The sequence below is a fragment of the Pantoea sp. X-Soil-MYKO-1289 genome (assembly GCF_059730625.1).
On sequence record NZ_AP036004.1, the window covers coordinates 3746176 to 3768344 of the forward strand.

A 22169-nucleotide genomic window follows, 5' to 3' on the forward strand; every position below is an offset into this window, starting at 1 on the left:
CACTATTGTCATACTGAAACGCTATACGGGTGTGGTTGCCCACGATGGAATGACGGTTCTTAAATCAACAAGAGTGTTGCCATGAAAAATATCAATCCGACCCAAACCGCAGCCTGGAAAGCGCTGCAACAGCATTTTGAACAGATGAAATCGGTGACTATCGCCGAGCTGTTCGCCCAGGATGCCGATCGTTTTGCTAAATTCTCCGCCACCTTTGACGACCAGATGCTGGTGGATTTTTCGAAAAACCGCATTACCCAGGAGACGCTCGACAAGCTGCAGGCGCTGGCGAAAGAGACCGACCTGAGCGGCGCGATTAAGTCGATGTTCTCCGGCGAGAAGATCAACCGCACCGAAGATCGCGCCGTGCTGCACGTCGCGCTGCGCAACCGCAGCAATACGCCGATTCTGGTAGACGGCAAAGATGTGATGCCGGAAGTGAACGCGGTGCTGGAGAAGATGAAGCACTTCTCCGAGCGCATTATCGGCGGCGAGTGGAAAGGCTATACCGGCAAAGCGATCACCGACGTGGTGAATATCGGCATCGGCGGGTCGGATCTGGGTCCGTTTATGGTGACGGAGGCGCTGCGCCCCTATAAGAACCACCTCAATATGCACTTCGTCTCCAACGTGGACGGCACGCATATCGCGGAAACCCTGAAAGATCTCAGCCCGGAAACCACGCTGTTCCTGGTGGCGTCGAAAACCTTCACCACCCAGGAGACCATGACCAACGCCCACAGCGCGCGCGACTGGTTCCTGAAAACCGCCGGCGATCAGCAGCACGTGGCGAAACACTTCGCCGCGCTCTCCACCAATGCGAAAGCGGTGGGCGAATTCGGCATCGATACCGCCAATATGTTTGAGTTCTGGGACTGGGTCGGCGGCCGCTACTCGCTCTGGTCCGCCATCGGCCTGTCGATTATCCTCTCTATCGGCTTCGACAACTTCGAGCAGCTGCTGAGCGGCGCGCATGCCATGGACCAGCACTTCTCCACCACGCCAGCCGAGCAGAACCTGCCGGTGCTGCTGGCGCTGATCGGCATCTGGTACAACAACTTCTTCGGCGCCGAGACCGAAGCGATTCTGCCTTACGATCAGTACATGCACCGCTTCGCGGCCTACTTCCAGCAGGGCAATATGGAGTCCAACGGCAAGTACGTCGATCGCGACGGCAACCCGGTGGATTACCAGACTGGCCCGATTATCTGGGGCGAGCCGGGCACCAACGGCCAGCACGCATTCTACCAGCTGATCCACCAGGGCACCAAGCTGGTGCCGTGCGACTTTATCGCGCCGGCCATTACCCACAACGCGCTGGCGGATCATCACCAGAAGCTGCTCTCTAACTTCTTCGCCCAGACCGAAGCGCTGGCGTTCGGCAAGTCGCGCGACGTGGTAGAAAAAGAGTTTGCCGATGCCGGCAAGTCTGCTGAATCCGTCGCGCATATCGTGCCGTTCAAGGTGTTTGAAGGCAATCGCCCGACCAACTCGATCCTGCTGCGCGAAATCACGCCTTACAGCCTTGGCGCGCTGATTGCGCTTTACGAGCACAAGATCTTCACGCAGGGCGCGATCCTGAATATCTTCACCTTCGATCAGTGGGGCGTAGAGTTAGGCAAGCAGCTGGCTAACCGTATTCTGCCGGAGCTGGAAAACAGCGCCGATATTACCAGCCACGACAGTTCCACTAATGGCTTAATTAATCGCTATAAATCCTGGCGTTAATAAAGGCGCAACTTTGTAAAGGCGGCCGCGCGGCCGCCTTTTTCTTGCCATCTCGAACAAAATAACCGCGCCCGCGCAGAAAATATGCGCAATTCAGACGGGATAATTCTTAAATTAAGCTGAGATTCTTCTGAAGCTGAAGCAGCAAACGCCTTAACCTCGCGTTTTAAATGGCCCTTTTTCGCCCATCACCATTCCCCTTCTTACTGTTTTTAAAAGAAATTTAATTTTCAGACGGCCCGACAAAATCTGATAATGCCGTTTTCGGTCCAGCTATTAATAAAAAAGCGCAAAACGCTTTGCATTTAATTTTCGACCAGCAATAAATTCTGGCCTCTGGTAAATCTTGCCGATAAAAAGGGGGTTATTGCTGTTTAGCCCCCTTTTTAGCCAAAATAAAGTGCCCTTTCCGACCGCTTTTTCCCACGCTGAACTCTGGTAATTTGTTGCCCTATACTGAACGCGCCCGAACCGGGTACATCCTTCATTCACTCAATGCAGGACAAGCTGTATGAAAAAAATCATGGTTGCCGGAGCAGCCGTACTATACGTCGCAGCGCATTCCGTGGCTTTTGCCGCTCCGGAAGAAGCGGGTGCCGCAGCGGGCGCGCAGGCGGGAGCAATCTCCGCCGGCACCTCGACCGCTGTCGGTATCGGCGCGCTTGGCGCATTAGTCGGTGTCGGCATTGCCGCTTCTGGCGGTGGTGACGGCGCGAATACCGGTACAACAACCACGACCACAACGAGCACCACTCGTTGACGTAGCACCTTTAAACATAACCACACAGCCGTGTGGTTATTTTTTGCTTTGGCTTCTTTTACAGGGACACACAGTGCGCCAACTTCCTTTGTTGCTGGCTTGCCTGCTGCTGCAGGCCTGCACGCAGACGCAAAAAGGGCTGGAACAGACCGTTATGATGGCGGTCTCCGGCCCCGATGACGTGATTAAAACCAGCCAGCAGATCGCCGATTTGCCCTACGCCAGCCTCTACGCGCGGATTAACGAAGGCCCGCAGATTTTCGTGGTGCTGGGCTATAACGAAAATGGCCAGCAGAAGTGGATCACCCAGGACAACGCCATGCTGGTGACCCGGCATGGTCGCCTGGTGAAAACGCTCGGCCTGCCGGATAACCTGCAAGAAGTGAGCAATCTGCCGCAGGATCCGCTGGCGGATGCGCTCCATCTGCGCGACGGCGCCAGCTGGACGCGCATCGCGCAGTGGACCGAGCACGGCGAGACGCGCGCCGCCACGGTCAGCTCGCGCTTTACGCGCGGCGCGGACGAGGTGCTGACGCTGGCGGGCCGCCGCGTCGCCTGTCGCGTCTGGACCGAGCAGGCGCGCATCGAGGCCACCGGCCGCGCGTGGCAGAACACCTTCTGGATCGATAACGGCAGCGGCGATGTGGTGCAGGCGCGCCAGATGCTGGCTGCGGACGACTTCCCTGTTGCCACTACCCTTCTGAAGCCGGCGAAATCATGAAAACAACACTCTCTTTGCTGGCCGCCCTGATGCTGGCCGGCAGCAGCGCCGCGTGGGCGGCGGGTCAGGTTACGGTGCATAGCGCGCAGGGCAGCGCCACGCTCGAAAACGTGCAGGATCTGGCGCAGCTGACGACGCAGCCTGCGCTGATGGACGCCGTCTGGTGGCGCGGCGCGGTTATCGCGGCGCGCAACGCCAGCGCGGCCGCGCAGCGCCAGCAGCAGCAGACGCTGGCCGATCTGCGCGCCTGGCAGGCGCAGAGCAGCGGCGATCGCGCCGCCGCTATCGGCGAGGTGCTGCGCCAGCTCAGCGCCGTCAAGGTTGCTGGCCGCCAGTTCGTCTCTCTCGATCCCGACGCGATCCGCCTCCATCCCGAGGGCAACCGTCGCCTGGAAGGCCGCTACGACCTCTGGCTGACGCCGCCGTCCGACGGCGTATGGCTGCTGGGCGCGCTGCGCGGCGCAGGCAAAGTCAGCTGGCAGCCAGGCCAGACGGTGCGCGACTATCTGGCGCAGCATCAGCCTCTTTCCGGCGCGGAGAACAGCTACGCCACGGTGATCGCCCCCTCCGGCGAAACGCAGCGCGTGCCGGTGGCCTACTGGAATCAGCGCCACAGGGAAGTTGCGCCCGGCAGCATTATCTGGCTGGGCTTCTCCTCCTGGAGCCTGCCTGACGCATATGACGATTTGAACCAGCGCATGATTTCTGTTCTGACTCACCGGGTGCCAGAGTGATGAATAAACGACTTCTTTTCAGCCTGCTGGCTGTTTCCGTGGCCGCCGCATGCCAGGCGCAGGCCGATACCTTTCCTGACCCGGTGGGTCCGTCGCAGTCTGACTTCGGCGGCGTCGGCCTGTTGCAGGTGCCGACCGCGCGCATGGCGCGCGAGGGCGAGTTCAGCCTTAACTTCCGCGATAACGATCAGTACCGCTATTACTCCGCCTCGCTGCAGCTGCTGCCCTGGCTGGAGACCACGGTGCGCTATACCGACGTGCGCACGCGACGCTACAGCGCCGTAGAGAGCTTCAGCGGCAACCAGAGCTATAAAGACAAGGCGTTCGACCTTAAGCTGCGCCTGCTGAAAGAGAGCTACTGGCTGCCGGAGGTCGCTTTAGGCTCGCGCGATCTCGGCGGCACCGGCCTGTTCGACAGCGAATATCTGGTGGCGAGCAAAGCCTGGGGACCCTTCGACTTTACCCTTGGCCTCGGCTGGGGCTATCTCGGCAACAGCGGCACGGTGAAAAACCCCTTCTGCTCCTACAGCGACAGCTACTGCCAGCGCCCCGGCGTTGGCGAAGCGGGCTCGATCAACGGCTCGCAAATGTTTCACGGCCCGTCGGCGCTGTTCGGCGGCGTGGAGTATCAGACGCCGTGGCAGCCGCTGCGCCTCAAGCTGGAGTATGAAGGCAACGATTATCAGGATGACTTCGCCGGCAGGCTCGAACAGCGCAGCAAGGTTAACGTCGGGGCGATTTATCGCGTTACCGACTGGGCCGATATCAACGCCAGCTACGAGCGCGGCAACACCTTTATGTTCGGCGTGACGCTGCGCACCAACTTCAACGATCTGCGCCAGACGCATATCGACAGCGCGAAGCCCGAGTACCGCCCTCAGCCGCAGGAGAGCATGCTGGAGCCGACCGTGGTCGCCAGCCAGCTGAGCGATCTGAAGTACAACGCCGGGCTGAGCGGGCCGCGCATTCAGACCCGGGGCAGCACGCTGTTCGTCTCCGGCGAGCAGACCAAATATCGCGACACGCGCGAAGGGGTCGATCGCGCCAACCGCATCATCATGAATAACCTGCCGGCGGGCATCGAAACGATCGAGGTGACCGAGTCGCGCTTCAATATGCCGCAGGTCACGACGCGCACCGACGTCAGCAGCCTGCGCAATGAGCTGGCGGGCTATCCGCTCGGTCAGGAGCAGCCGCTGCGCCAGACGCGCATGAACCCGGTGGATGCGGGCGAGACCGAGCAGGGCTTCTTTATTCGTAAAGAGCGCCTCAACTACAGCCTGTCGCCGGTGCTGAACCAGTCGGTCGGCGGCCCGGAAAGCTTTTATATGTATCAGGTCGGCGTGATGGGCAACCTGGACTACTGGTTTACCGATCACCTGCTGGTGGGCGGCAGCCTGTTCGGCAACATCGCCAATAACTACGACAAGTTCAACTACAACGGCGCGCCCGCCGACTCGACGCTGCCGCGCGTGCGCACCCATATTCGCGACTACGTCGAGAACAACGTCTACGTTAACGATCTGCAGGCCAACTACATGGGTTACCTCGGCAACGGCTTCTACGGCCAGATGTACGGCGGTTACCTTGAGACCATGTACGGCGGCGTCGGCGGCGAGATGCTCTACCGACCGATCGACAGCAACTGGGCCGTTGGCGTCGACGCCAACTATGTGCGCCAGCGCGACTGGGACAACATGATGCAGTTCACCAACTACAAGGCGCCGACCGGCCATGTAACGGCGTACTGGCGTCCGTGGTTTATGCAGGATCTGCTGGTGAAGGCGAGTGTCGGACAATATCTGGCGAAGGACAAAGGCGTGACGATCGACGTGTCGAAGCGCTTTGACAGCGGCGTCATGGTGGGCGTCTATGCCACCAAAACCAACGTGTCGTCAGAACAGTATGGCGAAGGCGATTTCACCAAAGGTTTCTACCTGTCGATTCCAATGGATCTCTTTACCGTCACCCCGACGCGCGGCCGCGCGCAGGTGAACTGGGTGCCGCTGACGCGTGACGGCGGGCAGATGCTGGGACGCAAGTATCAGCTGTATGATCTGACGTCAGACCGCGACGCGCGCTTCAATTGATGAAAAAAGGCGGCCTGACGGCCGCCTTTATTATTGGTCAATGCAGATCGCACATCGTTCAAGGCATTCCTGCTCGTTCGGCCCGCGCCGCCTGCCTTTTACTTTCGAAGCCGTCCGTGGTTTTAATCCGCGTCATACCCCAAATTCGGCGCCAGCCAGCGCTCAACCTCGCTCACCGCCATGCCTTTACGCGCCGCATAATCCTCGACCTGATCGCGCTGGATCTGCGCCACCGCGAAGTAGCGGCTGTCGGGATGGCTGAAGTACCAGCCTGAAACCGACGCGCCCGGCCACATGGCGAAGGATTCGGTGAGCTTCATGCCGGTGTGGGTTTCTACATCCAGCAGCTGCCAGATCGCCGCTTTCTCGGTATGCTCCGGACAGGCGGGATAGCCCGGCGCGGGACGAATGCCCTGATAATTTTCGCGGATCAGCTCCTCGTTGCTCAGGTTCTCATGGGCGGCAAAGCCCCAGATCACCTTACGCACCCGCTCGTGCAGATACTCGGCGAAGGCCTCCGCCAGCCGATCGGCCACCGCTTTGACCATGATTTTGTTGTAGTCGTCATGCTGCGCGTCATACGCCTCCGCCAGCGCGTCCTCTTCAAGGCCGCCGGTCACGGCAAACGCGCCCAGATAGTCGGCCTTGCCGCTGGTCTTCGGCGCAACATAATCGGCCAGACAGTAGTTGGGGAAATCGGTTTTCTCCGTCTGCTGGCGCAGATGATGGCTGACAGCAACCACCTCGCGGCGGCTCTCGTCGCGGTAAATCTCAATATCGTCCCCGACGCGGTTAGCCGGGAAGATGCCTGCCACGCCGCGCGGCGTCAGCGCTTTTTGCGCGCTCAGCCTGTCCAGCATGGCGTTGGCGTCGGCAAACAGACGCTTCGCCTCTTCGCCCACCACCTCATCTTCCAGAATGCGCGGATACTTGCCCGCCAGCGACCAGGTCATAAAAAACGGCGTCCAGTCGATGTAGTGGCGCAGCGTGTCGATGCCGACCGCTATCTCGCTGACGCCGAGTCGATGCGCCACCGGCGGCGTATAGCTTTCCCAGTCGATGGGCACCGCGTTATCGCGCGCAACCTGCAGCGACACCGGCGGCGTGCGCGGTTTTTTACGCGCGTGCTGGATGCGCACGGTCTCGTACTCTTTGCGTGTGCGCGCCACAAAATCCTCTTTCAGCGTCGACGAGAGCAGCGACGACACCACGCCCACGGTGCGCGAGGCGTTCTGCACATAGACCGTCGGGCCGCTGTAGTTCTGCTCGATCTTCACGGCGGTGTGCGCCTTTGAAGTGGTCGCGCCGCCAATCAGCAGCGGCAACGTAAAGCCCTGACGCTCCATCTCTTTGGCGACGTTCACCATCTCATCCAGCGACGGCGTAATCAGGCCCGACAGTCCGATAATATCGGCCTTCTGTTCGATAGCGGTTTTCAGGATTTTATCGCTCGGCACCATCACGCCAAGATCGATAATCTCGTAGTTATTGCACTGCAGCACCACGCCAACGATATTTTTACCGATGTCATGTACGTCGCCCTTTACCGTCGCCAGCACGATTTTGCCGTTGCTGCGGCCCGCCTCTTTGCTGGCCTGAATATAGGGTTCAAGGTAAGCCACCGCCTGCTTCATCACGCGCGCCGACTTCACCACCTGCGGCAGGAACATCTTCCCTTCGCCGAACAGGTCGCCCACCACGTTCATACCCGCCATCAGCGGACCTTCAATCACCTCAATCGGCCGCGCCGACGCCTGACGCGCCTCTTCGGTGTCCTGCTCGATAAACTCGGTGATGCCCTTTACCAGCGAATATTCGAGACGCTTAACCACGTCCCAGCCGCGCCATTCCGCCTGCTGCTTCTCCTCGGCGCCGTCGCCTTTGCTGGCGCGATACTTCTCCGCCAGCGCCAGCAAACGCTCGGTGCCGTCGTCGCGGCGATTAAGGATAACGTCCTCTACCGCCTCGCGCAGCTCGGCGGGAAGATCGTCGTAAATCGCCAGCTGACCAGCATTGACGATGCCCATATCCATGCCGTTGCGGATGGCGTAATAGAGGAACACCGCGTGGATGGCTTCGCGTACCGGATCGTTGCCGCGGAAAGAGAACGACACGTTAGAGACGCCGCCGGAGATCATCGCATGCGGCAGCTCGCGCTTGATATCTTCGCAGGCGCCGATAAAGTCCATCGCATGGTTGTTGTGCTCGTCGATGCCGGTGGCGACGGCAAAGATATTCGGGTCGAAGATAATATCTTCCGGCGGAAAGCCGACCTGCTCGGTGAGGATCTTATAGGCGCGGCGGCAGATCTCGATTTTGCGCGCGCGCGTATCCGCCTGGCCCGCTTCGTCGAAGGCCATGACCACCATCGCCGCGCCGTAGCGGCGCACCAGCCGCGCATGGCGGATAAAGGTCTCCTCGCCCTCTTTCATCGAGATCGAGTTAACGATGCCTTTGCCCTGGATGCACTGCAGCCCCTTTTCGATCACCTCCCACTTTGAGGAGTCGATCATAACGGGCACGCGCGCGATATCGGGCTCGCCGGCGATCAGGTTAAGGAAGCGCACCATCGCCGCCTCGGCATCGAGCATGCCCTCATCCATATTGATGTCGATTACCTGCGCGCCGCTCTGCACCTGCTGCAGCGCCACTTCCAGCGCCTCATTGTATTTCTCTTCTTTAATCAGGCGCTTAAATTTGGCCGAGCCGGTGACGTTGGTGCGCTCGCCCACGTTGACGAACAACGTGTCGCCGCTGATGTTAAGCGGCTCAAGCCCGGAGAGACGACAGGCGACCGGCAGTTCAGGCAGTTTGCGCGGCGCCACCCCGGCGACGATATCCGCCATCGCCCTGATGTGCTGCGGCGTGGTGCCGCAGCAGCCGCCGATAATGTTAAGGAAACCGGCGCGCGCCCATTCGCCGATCTGATCGGCCATGACGTCGGCATCGAGATCGTATTCGCCGAAGGCGTTGGGGAGTCCGGCGTTCGGGTGCGCGGTGACATAGCACTCGGCGATGCGCGACATCTCCGCCACATACTGACGCAGCTCGTCCGGCCCGAGCGCGCAGTTAAGGCCGAACGACAGCGGTTCGGCGTGGCGCAGCGAATTATAGAAAGCTTCGGTGGTCTGGCCGGAGAGCGTACGGCCAGAGGCGTCGGTAATGGTGCCGGAGATCATCAGCGGCAAGTTGACGCCCAGCGCCTCCATCTCGCTCTGCACCGCGAAAATCGCCGCTTTGGCGTTCAGCGTGTCGAATACCGTTTCGATCATGATGAGATCGGCGCCGCCTTCCACCAGCGCGCGCGTCGATTCACGATAGGCTGCTACCAGCTGGTTAAAGGTGACGTTGCGGTAAGCGGGATCGTTGACGTCCGGCGAGATTGAGCAGGTGCGGTTGGTCGGGCCGAGCACGCCGGCGACGTAGCGCGGACGATGCGGCGTTTTCGCCGTCCATTCGTCGCAGCAGGCGCGCGCCAGTCGGGCGGCCTCGAAGTTGATCTCCGCCGAGAGCGCTTCCATCTGGTAATCCGCCATCGCAATGGTGGTGGCGTTAAAGGTATTGGTTTCCAGAATATCGGCGCCCGCTTCCAGATAGGCGTGGTGGATCTCGCGGATCACGTCAGGCTTGCTGAGCACCAGCAGATCGTTGTTGCCTTTGAGATCGCAGGGCCAGTCGCCGAAGCGGCTGCCGCGAAAATCCTGCTCGTCCAGCCTGTAGCTCTGGATCATCGTGCCCATGCCGCCGTCCAGCACCATGATGCGTTGCGCGAGCTGCTGATGCAGCGCTTCGATTCTGTCGCTCACTCTTGCCTCGTTTCGCTCAATTTGCTGGCTAAAACGCCAGCGCCTCATACTGTCATAACTTACGCAGAGGAGAAAGCCGCAGCAGGTGAGACATTTTCAGCCCGATCGCGCCACAGGTCAGACCAGAAAGCGCGGGTTTGCAAATTGCGCAATTAAGCTGAAAATGATTTCCACTTTGCGCAAGGAGATACCTCAATGGTTACGCCCGTTCCCGCTAAACGCGGCAAAAAACCGCGCGGCACCCCTGCCGCGCCGCCAGCCAACGGCCAGGTGCAGTCTCTGCAACGCGGCCTGCATCTGCTGGAGCTGATCGCCGACTCCCACGGCAGCGTGGCGCTGACCGAACTGGCGCAGCAGGCTGGATTGCCTAACTCCACCACGCACCGTTTGCTGACGACGATGCAGCAGCAAGGCTTTGTGCATCAGACCGGCGATCTCGGCCTGTGGACGATTGGCGCGCACGCCTTCGTGGTCGGCAGCAGTTTTTTGCAGAGCCGAAATTTGCTGGCGCTGGTTCATCCCGTGCTGCGCACGCTGATGGAAACCTCTGGCGAAACGGTCAATCTGGCCGTGCTGGATCTCAGCGATTATCAGGCGGTGATCATCGATCAGGTGCAGTGCACCCAGCTGATGCGCATGTCGGCGCCGATTGGCGGCAAGCTGCCGATGCACGCCTCAGGCGCGGGCAAGGCTTTTCTAGCGCACCTGAGCGATGAGCAGGTCACCGCGCTGCTGCATCAGAAAGGACTGCACTACTACACGCCCAATACCCTGATGTCGCCGCAGAGCCTGAAGGCCAATCTGGCGCAGGTGCGCAAAGGCGGCTTCGCCTTTGACGATGAGGAGCATGCGCTGGGACTGCGCTGCGTCGCCGCGCCCATCTACGACGAGCACGGCGAGCCCTTTGCCGCCCTGTCGATATCCGGGCCGATCGCGCGTATGACGGACGATCGCATTACCGAGCTGGGCGCGCTGGTGATCCGCGAGGCGCGCCAGGTGACGCTGGCCTACAGCGGCCGCTAAGCCAGCGCGCGGGCGTAGCGCACGCTGAAGCGCTGCGCCTGACGCCAGGCAATCACCTCTTCCACATGCCCCTGCCGGATGCGCTGCTGCTGGGCACGCCACCAGCCCGCATCGAAGAGTTCAGGATGCAGCTGTTGCAGCAGCGCGCCGGTCGCGGCTTCGCTGCACAGCGCGTAGCGAAAGGTTTCAGGAAAGACATCGTCCGGGCCGACACTGTACCAGGGTTCGGCGCTCAGTTCGTCTTCGTCGTAGCGCGCCTGCGGCACGTCGCGGAAGTGCAGCTCATCCATTGGCCGGATTTCATCGTAGTCGTAAAACACCACGCGTCCGTGCCGCGTCATGCCGAAGTTTTTGAACAGCATATCACCGGGAAAAATATTGGCCGCCGCCAGCTGTTTGATGGCGTTGCCATACTCCTCAACCGCGTGCCGCCGCTCTTCGCTGTTCGCCTGCGCCAGATAGAGGTTGAGCGGCTGCATACGCCGCTCCAGCCACAGATGGCGGATAATCAGGCGGTCGCCGTCGATATGCATCTTCGTGGCAATGCTGGCCTGAAACTCCGCCATCAGCGCAGGCGGGATACGCGCCAGCGGTAGCGCAAACTGCTCGAACTCCAGCGTGTCCGCCATACGGCCGACGCGGTCGTGCTCTTTGACCTGCTGATAACAGGCGCGCACCTGCGCCTCCGTCACCTCTTTCTGCGGCGCAAAGCGATCGCGGATCACTTTAAAGACGCGATCAAAGCCCGGCAGCGTAAAGACCAGCATCACCATGCCGCGCACGCCGGGCGCTATTTCGAATGCCGCGTCGCTGTGCGCCAGCGCATGCAGATAGTCGCGGTAGCTTTCGGTTTTGCCGTGCTTCTGGCAGCCGATGGCCATATAGCGCTCAGAGAGCGTTTTGCCTGGCAGAATCGGCTGGAGCCACGCCACCAGCGCAGCGGGCACTGGCGCGTACACCATAAAGTAGGCGCGGGCGAAGCCGAATACGATGCTGGCGTCGTTAGCATCCGTCAGGCAGGTATCGATCCACAGCTCGCCCTGGGCAGTGCGTTGAACCGGTAGCAGACAGGGAAAAATGGCGTGCGGCAGGTGCAGACGCGCCACGATCCACGCGGTTTTATTACGGAAAAAGAGCTCGCTGGCCACCTCCAGCCAGCCGCCATCCAGCCTGAAATGCTGTTGCAGATGGCGCAGGATATAGCTGGCGTCGCGCGCGCGGTCCTGCCAGGGCAGCGTCAGCATGGTATCGCGCAGCACCTGCTCCAGCATCGCCTGCCAGCCGTGCTGCGGCTGATAGCGTCGCGCCAGCGGTCGTGCAGGCTGCGCGGCGCGCTGCTGGGTCGAGAAGATAAACAGCCGCTTCGGCTGCAGGTGGGTATGCCCATGCAAACGGCAATAGACTGAATTGAAAAAGCTTTCGGCGATTTCCGCGCGCGGATAGTCCGGCAGCAGCGCTTCGTAGTCCTGCTTGACCTGTAGCCAGAACGCATCGTCCCAGTGCGCCGCGTCGTTGAGGATGCGCAGCTGATCCACCACCAGCGCGACATGGCTATCGTAAAGGTGGATGCGCGTTTTCATCGCCTGCTGTACTGCCTGCCAGTCCGCCTGTTCAAAGCGCTGCTGCGCGCCAGCGGTAATATCAAGAAAGCGGCCATACTGCGCGTCAAAGCCTTGCAGGATGGTATGAGCAATTAAGGATTCGCGTGGCGGCACAGGCTGCTCCCGTCAAAAGCCTGCCCAAACGCGTCGGGCAGGCAATCTGATAGCGCGTTAAAACTGGTGCTGTTCGGTCGAGCCGGTCAGCGCCGTCACCGACGAATGGCCGCCCTGGATCAGCGTAGTGACCCGATCGAAATAGCCCGTCCCCACTTCCTGCTGATGGGATGAGAAGCTGTAGCCTTTATCGCGCGCCGCAAACTCCGGCTGCTGCACCTTTTCGACGTAGTGGCGCATGCCCTCTCCCTGGGCATAGGCGTGCGCCAGGTCGAACATGTTGAACCACATGCTGTGAATGCCCGCCAGGGTGATGAACTGGAAGCGATAGCCCATCTCGCTCAGCGCCTGCTGAAAGCCTGCGATGGCGCGGTCGTCGAGGTTCTTTTTCCAGTTAAATGAGGGCGAGCAGTTATAGGCCAGCAGCTTGCCGGGATAGCGTGCGTGAATGGCCGTGGCGAAGCGCTGCGCCAGCACCAGATCCGGCGTCGAAGTTTCGCACCACAGCACATCAGCGTAGGGCGCATAGGCCAGCCCGCGGCTGATCGCCTGCTCGATGCCCGCGTGCGTGCGAAAGAAGCCTTCCGCCGTGCGATCGCCGCGAATAAACGGCCGGTCATACTCGTCACAGTCGGACGTAATCAGATCGGCCGCATCGGCGTCGGTGCGCGCTAACAGGATAGTCGGCACATCCATCACGTCAGCCGCCAGCCGTGCCGCCACCAGTTTCTGTATCGCTTCCTGCGTCGGCACCAGCACCTTGCCGCCCATATGGCCGCACTTTTTCACCGCCGCCAGCTGATCTTCGAAATGTACCGCTGCGGCGCCCGCGCTAATCATCGCTTTCATCAGCTCAAAGGCGTTGAGCACGCCGCCAAATCCCGCTTCGGCATCGGCGACAATCGGCAGGAAATAGTCAATGTACGCCTCATCACCTGGTTCAGCGCCGTTCGCCCACTGAATCTGATCGGCGCGCTGAAAGGTCTGATTGATGCGCTGCACCACTTCCGGTACCGAGTTTACGGGATAGAGCGACTGATCGGGATACATCTGTCCGGCAAGATTGGCATCCGCCGCCACCTGCCAGCCGGAAAGGTAGATCGCTTCAATGCCCGCTTTCGCCTGCTGCAACGCCTGGCCGCCGGTGAGTGCGCCAAGGCTGTTAATGTAGCCTTTGCGCGCTGCGCCGTTGAGCAGCGTCCAGAGCTTTTCCGCGCCGCGCTGCGCCAGCGTGCAGGCCGGATTAACCGAGCCGCGCAGTTTAACGACCTCTTCCGCGCTGTAGGGACGCGTGATGCCTTCCCAGCGCGGTGCGCGCCAGGCTTGTTCAAGCTGCTGAATCTGTTGGATACGAGTCATGGCAACGGCTCCTTTTTCAGGGGATCAGGCGATAGCCCGGCAGAGTAAGAAATGAAACCAGTTCGTCTTCAGTGGTGATTTGCGCCATCAGCCGCGCCGCGTCGTCATAACGCGCATCGTTGAGCTGGCGTCGTTCTTCATCCAGCATGCGCAGAAAGCTTTCGGCGCTGACGGGCTGACCGTCGCTCAGGGTTTGCTGATGATGGATCCACTGCCAGATGGAGGTGCGAGCAATTTCCGCCGTGGCGGCATCCTCCATCAGACCGTCGATCGGCACGCAGCCGTTGCCGCCCAGCCAGGCCTCCAGATAACGCAGCGCGACGCGGATATTCGCGCGCATACCCGCTTCGGTGCGTTCGCCTGCGCAGGGTGCCAGCAGCTGTGCGGCGTCGACAGGCGCATCCTTTTCGCGCAGCACGTCGAGCTGGTTTTGCCGCTCGCCGAGTGCGGCGTCGAAGACCGCCATCGCCGTATCAGCCAGTCCAGGATGGGCTATCCAGGTGCCGTCGTGACCGTTATCCGCTTCACGCTGTTTATCTTCGCGCACGCGCTGCAGTACCCATTCATTGCGCGCGCGCTCTTTGGCTGGGATTAAGGCCGACATGCCGCCCATCGCGAACGCACCGCGACGATGGCAGGTTTTCACCAGCAGCCGCGAATAAGCATCCAGGAAAGGCTGCGCCATGGTGATCGACTGGCGATCGGGCAGGATGCGGTCGCCATAATGACGCAGCGTTTTGATATAGCTAAAGATGTAATCCCAGCGGCCGCAGTTAAGGCCGACAATATGGTCGCGCAGGTTCCACAGGATCTCATCCATCTGGAATACCGCTGGCAGGGTTTCGATCAGTGCCGTGACCTTGATGGTGCCGCGCGGGAGCTGGAAGCGATCTTCAGCGAAGCAAAAGATCTCGCGCCACCATGCAGCCTCCTGCCAGCTTTCGCTTTTCGGCAGATAGAAGTAAGGCCCGCTGCCTTTGTTGAGCAGCGCGGCGGCGTTGTGGAAAAAGTAGAGAGCGAAATCAAACAACCCGCCGGGAATCGCCTTGCCCTGCCACTGCACATGTTTTTCATCCAGATGCAGGCCGCGCACGCGGCACATTAGCACCGCAGGATCGGCACGCAGTTGGTAGATCTTCCCGCTTTCGCTGGTAAAGCTGAGCGTACCGTTCACCGCCTCACGCAGCGTTTGCTGTCCCTCTATCAGCTTGTCCCACTGCGGCGTCAGCGAGTCCTCAAAATCCGCCATATAGACCTTCACGTTCGCGTTCAGGGCGTTAATGACCATTTTGCGTTCCGGCGGCCCGGTAATTTCCACGCGCCGATCCAACAGGTCATCAGGTATGGTGCCGATACGCCATGCGCTTTCACGAATGGAAGCAGTTTCCATATCGAAGTCAGGAAGCTGGCCAGCGTCATAACGCTGCTGCCGCTGCTGTCTGAGAACAAGCAGCCTTTCACGCTCAGCGGAGAAATGCGTGACCAGTTCAAGCAAAAACTGCCGGGCTTCTGGGGTTAGCAGCTGCTGTTCCGCATGGGAGAAGGGTTGTGTGAAGGTAAGATCGCTATGAATTATCGTGTCGGTCATGCGAGATCGCTCCTGTCGCCGATCGGATCCTGTCATAGCGATCCGGTTAAAGGATAATTTTTGCGCTACAGGATCCAAGCATATACTCGCCATTTTCAAAATCAAAAACTATTTCCATTTTAATTTAAAAACTCATGTAACCAGATGATTAAAATGAAATTAAAATTTTTTAATTAAAGGGAGCGGTTTTCGACAAGAGACAGGCATAAAAAAACCGTGACAGCTTTGCAGCTGGCACGGTAAAGACAAACGAGGAAATCGATTATTCGAGCGTGGGATTCATGCGACGCAGATCGAATGGCGTAATCTGGTACACATAGTAATTCAGCCAGTTAGAGAACAGCAGATTGCCGTGACTGCGCCAGGTGGCGCGTGGCGGCAGCTCCGGGTTGTCCTGCGGGAAGTAGTTGAACGGTACCTCCGGCTGCAGCCCCGCCTCGTAGTCTCGATGGTATTCGCCTGACAGGGTCAACGCGTCATATTCAGGGTGGCCGGTAACAAAGACCAGACGCTTGTCTTTGCTGGCCATCAGATAGGCGCCGGTCTTTTCAGATTCGGCGAACAGCTCCAGATCGGTGTAATCGGTGATGAGCTGCGTCGGGAAATCGGCATAGCGTGAATGGGGCGCGAGAAAGTTGTCGTCAAAGCCGCGCGTCAGCAGCGCATGCGGATGCAGAATCTGATGTTCATAGACGCCCGACAGTTTGTTTTGCCGCGTCTGTTTGGGGATGCCGTAGAGAATATTAAGCGCCGCCTGCACCGCCCAGCAGACAAAGAGCGTCGAGGTAACGTGCTCTTTCGCCCAGTGCAACACGCGCTGGATCTGCGGCCAGTAGGCGACGTCGTTGAAATCGACCAGGCCCAGCGGCGCGCCGGTGACGATCAGCCCGTCGAAGTTATCGTGCTGAATATCGTCAAAGTTGCAGTAGAAGTTGTTGAGATGTTCTGTTGGCGTATTACGCGATTCGCGGCTGTCGATGCGCAGCAGCTGAATATCGATCTGTAAGGGCGAGTTGGAAAGCAGACGCAGGAACTGGTTTTCCGTCTCAATCTTTTTCGGCATCAGATTGAGCACCAGAACTTTCAACGGACGGATTTCCTGAACACTGGCGCGCGACGAAGTCATGACAAAGACGTTCTCTTCACGCAAGAAATTTACTGCCGGTAATTCGTCGGGAACCCTGATTGGCATGTGTGACTTTCCTCTTTACAACCGTATATACGTTTAGACATCCAGATGCCCAACAATAGCCTGGCGTCATGATGATGTCGAGTCTTCATGCGATTTATGAAAATCTTTCAGCTTTAAACGGCAAAATGAAAAAGGAAAGGTAGGAACAGGCGACAAAGAGAGCATCTGAGGCGTTTTTTTCGCCGATCGCCAGACGTAAAAAAGCCCTCTGCGTCAGCAGAGGGCTTTTTTGTTTGGATGCCTGGCAGTTCCCTACTCTCGCATGGGGAGACCCCACACTACCATCGGCGCTACGGCGTTTCACTTCTGAGTTCGGCATGGGGTCAGGTGGGACCGCCGCGCTAAGGCCGCCAGGCAAATTCTTGTGCTCGGAACGAATCTTTTACGCTGCTGCTGCGTTGGCTGCTCTCGTAAAGTCAGTCACATACCTCAGTATGCTCCTTCCTTTACCGCGCTTGCCGCCTTGCTTCAGCGCAAAATCTTTCGTTCCCGCTAGTTCTTTATCCGGTACAAGCTGAAAATCTTCGCGTCTCACAAAACGCCTCTGGCGTTGTAAGGTTAAGCCTCACGGGTCATTAGTACCGGTTAGCTCAACGCATCGCTGCGCTTACACACCCGGCCTATCAACGTCGTCGTCTTCAACGTCCCTTCAGGACCCTCAAGGGGTCAGGGAAAACTCATCTCGGGGCAAGTTTCGTGCTTAGATGCTTTCAGCACTTATCTCTTCCGCACTTAGCTACCGGGCAGTGCCATTGGCATGACAACCCGAACACCAGCGGTGCGTTCACTCCGGTCCTCTCGTACTAGGAGCAACCCCCCTCAGTTTTCCAGCGCCCACGGCAGATAGGGACCGAACTGTCTCACGACGTTCTAAACCCAGCTCGCGTACCACTTTAAACGGCGAACAGCCGTACCCTTGGGACCTACTTCAGCCCCAGGATGTGATGAGCCGACATCGAGGTGCCAAACACCGCCGTCGATATGAACTCTTGGGCGGTATCAGCCTGTTATCCCCGGAGTACCTTTTATCCGTTGAGCGATGGCCCTTCCATTCAGAACCACCGGATCACTATGACCTGCTTTCGCACCTGCTCGAGCCGTCACTCTCGCAGTCAAGCTGGCTTATGCCATTGCACTAACCTCCTGATGTCCGACCAGGATTAGCCAACCTTCGTGCTCCTCCGTTACGCTTTGGGAGGAGACCGCCCCAGTCAAACTACCCACCAGACACTGTCCGCAGCCCGGGTAACGGGCCTACGTTAGAACACCAGCCATTAAAGGGTGGTATTTCAAGGACGGCTCCACGCAGACTGGCGTCCACGCTTCAAAGCCTCCCACCTATCCTACACATCAAGGACCAGTGTTCAGTGTCAAGCTGTAGTAAAGGTTCACGGGGTCTTTCCGTCTTGCCGCGGGTACACTGCATCTTCACAGCGATTTCAATTTCACTGAGTCTCGGGTGGAGACAGCCTGGCCATCATTACGCCATTCGTGCAGGTCGGAACTTACCCGACAAGGAATTTCGCTACCTTAGGACCGTTATAGTTACGGCCGCCGTTTACCGGGGCTTCGATCAAGAGCTTCTCCTTACGGATAACCCCATCAATTAACCTTCCGGCACCGGGCAGGCGTCACACCGTATACGTCCACTTTCGTGTTTGCACAGTGCTGTGTTTTTAATAAACAGTTGCAGCCAGCTGGTATCTTCGACTGGCCTCGGCTCCGGGAGCAAGTCCCCTCACCTACGCGCCAGCGTGCCTTCTCCCGAAGTTACGGCACCATTTTGCCTAGTTCCTTCACCCGAGTTCTCTCAAGCGCCTTGGTATTCTCTACCTGACCACCTGTGTCGGTTTGGGGTACGATTTCGTGTTGCCTGGAGCTTAGAGGCTTTTCCTGGAAGCAGGGCATTTGTTGCTTCAGCACCGTAGTGCCTCGTCGTCACGCCTCAGCCTTAAGCATCCGGATTTGCCTGGATGCTCAGCCTACACGCTTAAACCGGGACAACCGTCGCCCGGCCAACATAGCCTTCTCCGTCCCCCCTTCGCAGCAACACCAAGTACAGGAATATTAACCTGTTTCCCATCGACTACGCCTTTCGGCCTCGCCTTAGGGGTCGACTCACCCTGCCCCGATTAACGTTGGACAGGAACCCTTGGTCTTCCGGCGAGCGGGCTTTTCACCCGCTTTATCGTTACTTATGTCAGCATTCGCACTTCTGATACCTCCAGCATGCCTCACAGCACACCTTCGACGGCTTACAGAACGCTCCCCTACCCAACAACATTTACATGTCGCTGCCGCAGCTTCGGTGCATGGTTTAGCCCCGTTACATCTTCCGCGCAGGCCGACTCGACCAGTGAGCTATTACGCTTTCTTTAAATGATGGCTGCTTCTAAGCCAACATCCTGGCTGTCTGGGCCTTCCCACATCGTTTCCCACTTAACCATGACTTTGGGACCTTAGCTGGCGGTCTGGGTTGTTTCCCTCTTCACGACGGACGTTAGCACCCGCCGTGTGTCTCCCGTGATAACATTCTCCGGTATTCGCAGTTTGCATCGGGTTGGTAAGCCGGGATGGCCCCCTAGCCGAAACAGTGCTCTACCCCCGGAGATGAGTTCACGAGGCGCTACCTAAATAGCTTTCGGGGAGAACCAGCTATCTCCCGGTTTGATTGGCCTTTCACCCCCAGCCACAGGTCATCCGCTAATTTTTCAACATTAGTCGGTTCGGTCCTCCAGTTAGTGTTACCCAACCTTCAACCTGCCCATGGCTAGATCACCGGGTTTCGGGTCTATACCCTGCAACTTAACGCCCAGTTAAGACTCGGTTTCCCTGCGGCTCCCCTATACGGTTAACCTTGCTACAGAATATAAGTCGCTGACCCATTATACAAAAGGTACGCAGTCACCCCACAAAGAGGCTCCCACTGCTTGTACGTACACGGTTTCAGGTTCTGTTTCACTCCCCTCGCCGGGGTTCTTTTCGCCTTTCCCTCACGGTACTGGTTCACTATCGGTCAGTCAGGAGTATTTAGCCTTGGAGGATGGTCCCCCCATATTCAGACAGGATACCACGTGTCCCGCCCTACTCATCGAGCTCACAGAATGTGTGTTTTCGTGTACGGGAGTATCACCCTGTACCCTGCGACTTTCCAGACGCTTCCACTAACACACAAGCTGATTCAGGCTCTGGGCTGCTCCCCGTTCGCTCGCCGCTACTGGGGGAATCTCGGTTGATTTCTTTTCCTCGGGGTACTTAGATGTTTCAGTTCCCCCGGTTCGCCTCGCAACACTATGTATTCATGTTGCGATAGTGTGTCGAAACACACTGGGTTTCCCCATTCGGACATCGCCGGCTGTTGCGGTTCATATCACCTTGCCGGCGCTTTTCGCAGATTAGCACGTCCTTCATCGCCTCTGACTGCCAGGGCATCCACCGTGTACGCTTAGTCGCTTAACCTCACAACCCACAGGCGTCTTGCGACGTCGCGGATGTGATTAATTGAGAGACTCGAACGCGCCGCCTTTACTCCCTGTTACGGGGGAATAACGCCGCGCGTCGTTTCAATTTTCAGCTTGTTCCGGATTGTTAAAGAGCAATATCTCAAACCTGACGTTGCCGCCGGCTTTGAGATATTTCGTGGAGACACCTTTCACCTGTCACCAAGCAAGTGGCGTCCCCTAGGGGATTCGAACCCCTGTTGCCGCCGTGAAAGGGCGGAGTCCTAACCGCTAGACGAAGGGGACACAAAAAATGCGTCACGACTTCGCAGCCGTCTTGCTTCTTTACTTTTCTATCAGACAATCTGTGTGAGCACTTCGAAGGCAGTATCTTCAGGTAAGGAGGTGATCCAACCGCAGGTTCCCCTACGGTTACCTTGTTACGACTTCACCCCAGTCATGAATCACAAAGTGGTAAGCGCCCTCCCGAAGGTTAAGCTACCTACTTCTTTTGCAACCCACTCCCATGGTGTGACGGGCGGTGTGTACAAGGCCCGGGAACGTATTCACCGTGGCATTCTGATCCACGATTACTAGCGATTCCGACTTCACGGAGTCGAGTTGCAGACTCCGATCCGGACTACGACGCACTTTATGAGGTCCGCTTGCTCTCGCGAGGTCGCTTCTCTTTGTATGCGCCATTGTAGCACGTGTGTAGCCCTACTCGTAAGGGCCATGATGACTTGACGTCATCCCCACCTTCCTCCGGTTTATCACCGGCAGTCTCCTTTGAGTTCCCGACCGAATCGCTGGCAACAAAGGATAAGGGTTGCGCTCGTTGCGGGACTTAACCCAACATTTCACAACACGAGCTGACGACAGCCATGCAGCACCTGTCTCACGGTTCCCGAAGGCACTAAGGCATCTCTGCCAAATTCCGTGGATGTCAAGAGTAGGTAAGGTTCTTCGCGTTGCATCGAATTAAACCACATGCTCCACCGCTTGTGCGGGCCCCCGTCAATTCATTTGAGTTTTAACCTTGCGGCCGTACTCCCCAGGCGGTCGACTTAACGCGTTAGCTCCGGAAGCCACTCCTCAGGGGAACAGCCTCCAAGTCGACATCGTTTACGGCGTGGACTACCAGGGTATCTAATCCTGTTTGCTCCCCACGCTTTCGCACCTGAGCGTCAGTCTTTGTCCAGGGGGCCGCCTTCGCCACCGGTATTCCTCCAGATCTCTACGCATTTCACCGCTACACCTGGAATTCTACCCCCCTCTACAAGACTCTAGCCTGCCAGTTTCGAATGCAGTTCCCAGGTTAAGCCCGGGGATTTCACATCCGACTTGACAGACCGCCTGCGTGCGCTTTACGCCCAGTAATTCCGATTAACGCTTGCACCCTCCGTATTACCGCGGCTGCTGGCACGGAGTTAGCCGGTGCTTCTTCTGCGGGTAACGTCAATCGACGCGGTTATTAACCGCATCGCCTTCCTCCCCGCTGAAAGTACTTTACAACCCGAAGGCCTTCTTCATACACGCGGCATGGCTGCATCAGGCTTGCGCCCATTGTGCAATATTCCCCACTGCTGCCTCCCGTAGGAGTCTGGACCGTGTCTCAGTTCCAGTGTGGCTGGTCATCCTCTCAGACCAGCTAGGGATCGTCGCCTAGGTGAGCCGTTACCCCACCTACTAGCTAATCCCATCTGGGCACATCCGATGGTGTGAGGCCCGAAGGTCCCCCACTTTGGTCTCGCGACGTTATGCGGTATTAGCTACCGTTTCCAGTAGTTATCCCCCTCCATCGGGCAGTTTCCCAGACATTACTCACCCGTCCGCCACTCGCCACCCAAAGAGCAAGCTCTTCTGTGCTGCCGTTCGACTTGCATGTGTTAGGCCTGCCGCCAGCGTTCAATCTGAGCCATGATCAAACTCTTCAATTTAAGTTTGATTTGCTTAAACCAGTTAAGCGGTGCTCATCTGTAAAACGTCATAATGAATGTCATTATGTGTCCA

11 protein-coding genes, 1 tRNA gene and 3 rRNA genes are annotated in these 22169 nt (G+C 58.4%); 6 read left to right on the top strand and 9 right to left on the bottom strand.

From position 1 onward, the window contains the following. The first annotated feature begins 81 nt into the window (after positions 1 to 81). The 5 genes from pgi to AC6I7Z_RS17870 all read left to right on the top strand — a co-directional run bounded on the left by pgi (position 82) and on the right by AC6I7Z_RS17870 (position 6033). Positions 82 to 1728: a glucose-6-phosphate isomerase gene (pgi, locus tag AC6I7Z_RS17850; RefSeq protein WP_033749136.1), complete on the top strand. Its 1647-nt coding sequence runs from the start codon at positions 82 to 84 to the stop codon at positions 1726 to 1728. Positions 1729 to 2239: 511 nt separating this feature from the next. After that, positions 2240 to 2488 carry an exopolysaccharide production protein YjbE gene (gene yjbE / locus AC6I7Z_RS17855; protein WP_033749135.1) on the top strand — a complete coding sequence of 83 codons (249 nt, stop codon included), beginning with the start codon at positions 2240 to 2242 and terminating at the stop codon, positions 2486 to 2488. Between the two features lie 73 nt (positions 2489 to 2561). Further along, positions 2562 to 3209: a YjbF family lipoprotein gene (locus AC6I7Z_RS17860; protein WP_497815186.1), complete on the top strand. Its 648-nt coding sequence runs from the start codon at positions 2562 to 2564 to the stop codon at positions 3207 to 3209. Further along, positions 3206 to 3943: a capsule biosynthesis GfcC family protein gene (locus AC6I7Z_RS17865; protein WP_497815187.1), complete on the top strand. Its 738-nt coding sequence runs from the start codon at positions 3206 to 3208 to the stop codon at positions 3941 to 3943. The genes AC6I7Z_RS17860 and AC6I7Z_RS17865 overlap by 4 nt, the downstream gene beginning before the upstream one ends. After that, on the top strand, positions 3943 to 6033 hold the full coding sequence (locus AC6I7Z_RS17870) for a YjbH domain-containing protein (RefSeq protein ID WP_497815188.1): 2091 nt from the start codon (positions 3943 to 3945) through the stop codon (positions 6031 to 6033). The genes AC6I7Z_RS17865 and AC6I7Z_RS17870 overlap by 1 nt, the downstream gene beginning before the upstream one ends. 122 nt (positions 6034 to 6155) lie before the next feature. Here the strand turns inward: AC6I7Z_RS17870 and metH are convergent, their stop codons facing one another. Then, positions 6156 to 9839 carry a methionine synthase gene (metH, locus tag AC6I7Z_RS17875; protein ID WP_497815189.1) on the bottom strand — a complete coding sequence of 1228 codons (3684 nt, stop codon included), beginning with the start codon at positions 9837 to 9839 and terminating at the stop codon, positions 6156 to 6158. Between the two features lie 195 nt (positions 9840 to 10034). Between metH and iclR the strand changes: the two genes are divergently transcribed. Further along, positions 10035 to 10862 carry a glyoxylate bypass operon transcriptional repressor IclR gene (iclR, locus tag AC6I7Z_RS17880; protein ID WP_497815190.1) on the top strand — a complete coding sequence of 276 codons (828 nt, stop codon included), beginning with the start codon at positions 10035 to 10037 and terminating at the stop codon, positions 10860 to 10862. Here the strand turns inward: iclR and aceK are convergent. The 8 genes from aceK to AC6I7Z_RS17920 form a co-directional block, all read right to left on the bottom strand. Then, positions 10859 to 12577, bottom strand: a complete 1719-nt coding sequence (aceK, locus tag AC6I7Z_RS17885; RefSeq protein WP_497815191.1) for a bifunctional isocitrate dehydrogenase kinase/phosphatase — start codon at positions 12575 to 12577, stop codon at positions 10859 to 10861. The two genes, iclR and aceK, sit on opposite strands and share 4 nt — an antisense overlap. Before the next feature lie 57 nt (positions 12578 to 12634). Continuing rightward, positions 12635 to 13936 carry an isocitrate lyase gene (gene aceA, locus AC6I7Z_RS17890; protein WP_497815192.1) on the bottom strand — a complete coding sequence of 434 codons (1302 nt, stop codon included), beginning with the start codon at positions 13934 to 13936 and terminating at the stop codon, positions 12635 to 12637. A 16-nt stretch (positions 13937 to 13952) separates the two neighbouring features. Further along, positions 13953 to 15524 carry a malate synthase A gene (aceB, locus tag AC6I7Z_RS17895; RefSeq protein WP_497815193.1) on the bottom strand — a complete coding sequence of 524 codons (1572 nt, stop codon included), beginning with the start codon at positions 15522 to 15524 and terminating at the stop codon, positions 13953 to 13955. Between the two features lie 262 nt (positions 15525 to 15786). Continuing rightward, the gene (gene metA, locus AC6I7Z_RS17900) at positions 15787 to 16716 is read right to left on the bottom strand and encodes a homoserine O-succinyltransferase MetA (protein ID WP_497815194.1); all 930 of its coding nucleotides are present in this window, start codon (positions 16714 to 16716) and stop codon (positions 15787 to 15789) included. 239 nt (positions 16717 to 16955) lie between these two features. Next, positions 16956 to 17071 (bottom strand): 5S ribosomal RNA (gene rrf, locus AC6I7Z_RS17905). A gap of 199 nt (positions 17072 to 17270) precedes the next feature. Then, positions 17271 to 20175 (bottom strand): 23S ribosomal RNA (locus tag AC6I7Z_RS17910). A gap of 212 nt (positions 20176 to 20387) precedes the next feature. Further along, positions 20388 to 20462 (bottom strand) — tRNA-Glu (locus AC6I7Z_RS17915). 92 nt (positions 20463 to 20554) lie between these two features. After that, a 16S ribosomal RNA gene (locus AC6I7Z_RS17920) occupies positions 20555 to 22096 on the bottom strand. Together the 16S, 23S and 5S rRNA genes with 1 tRNA gene alongside form the textbook arrangement of a ribosomal RNA operon. Positions 22097 to 22169 lie beyond the last annotated feature (73 nt).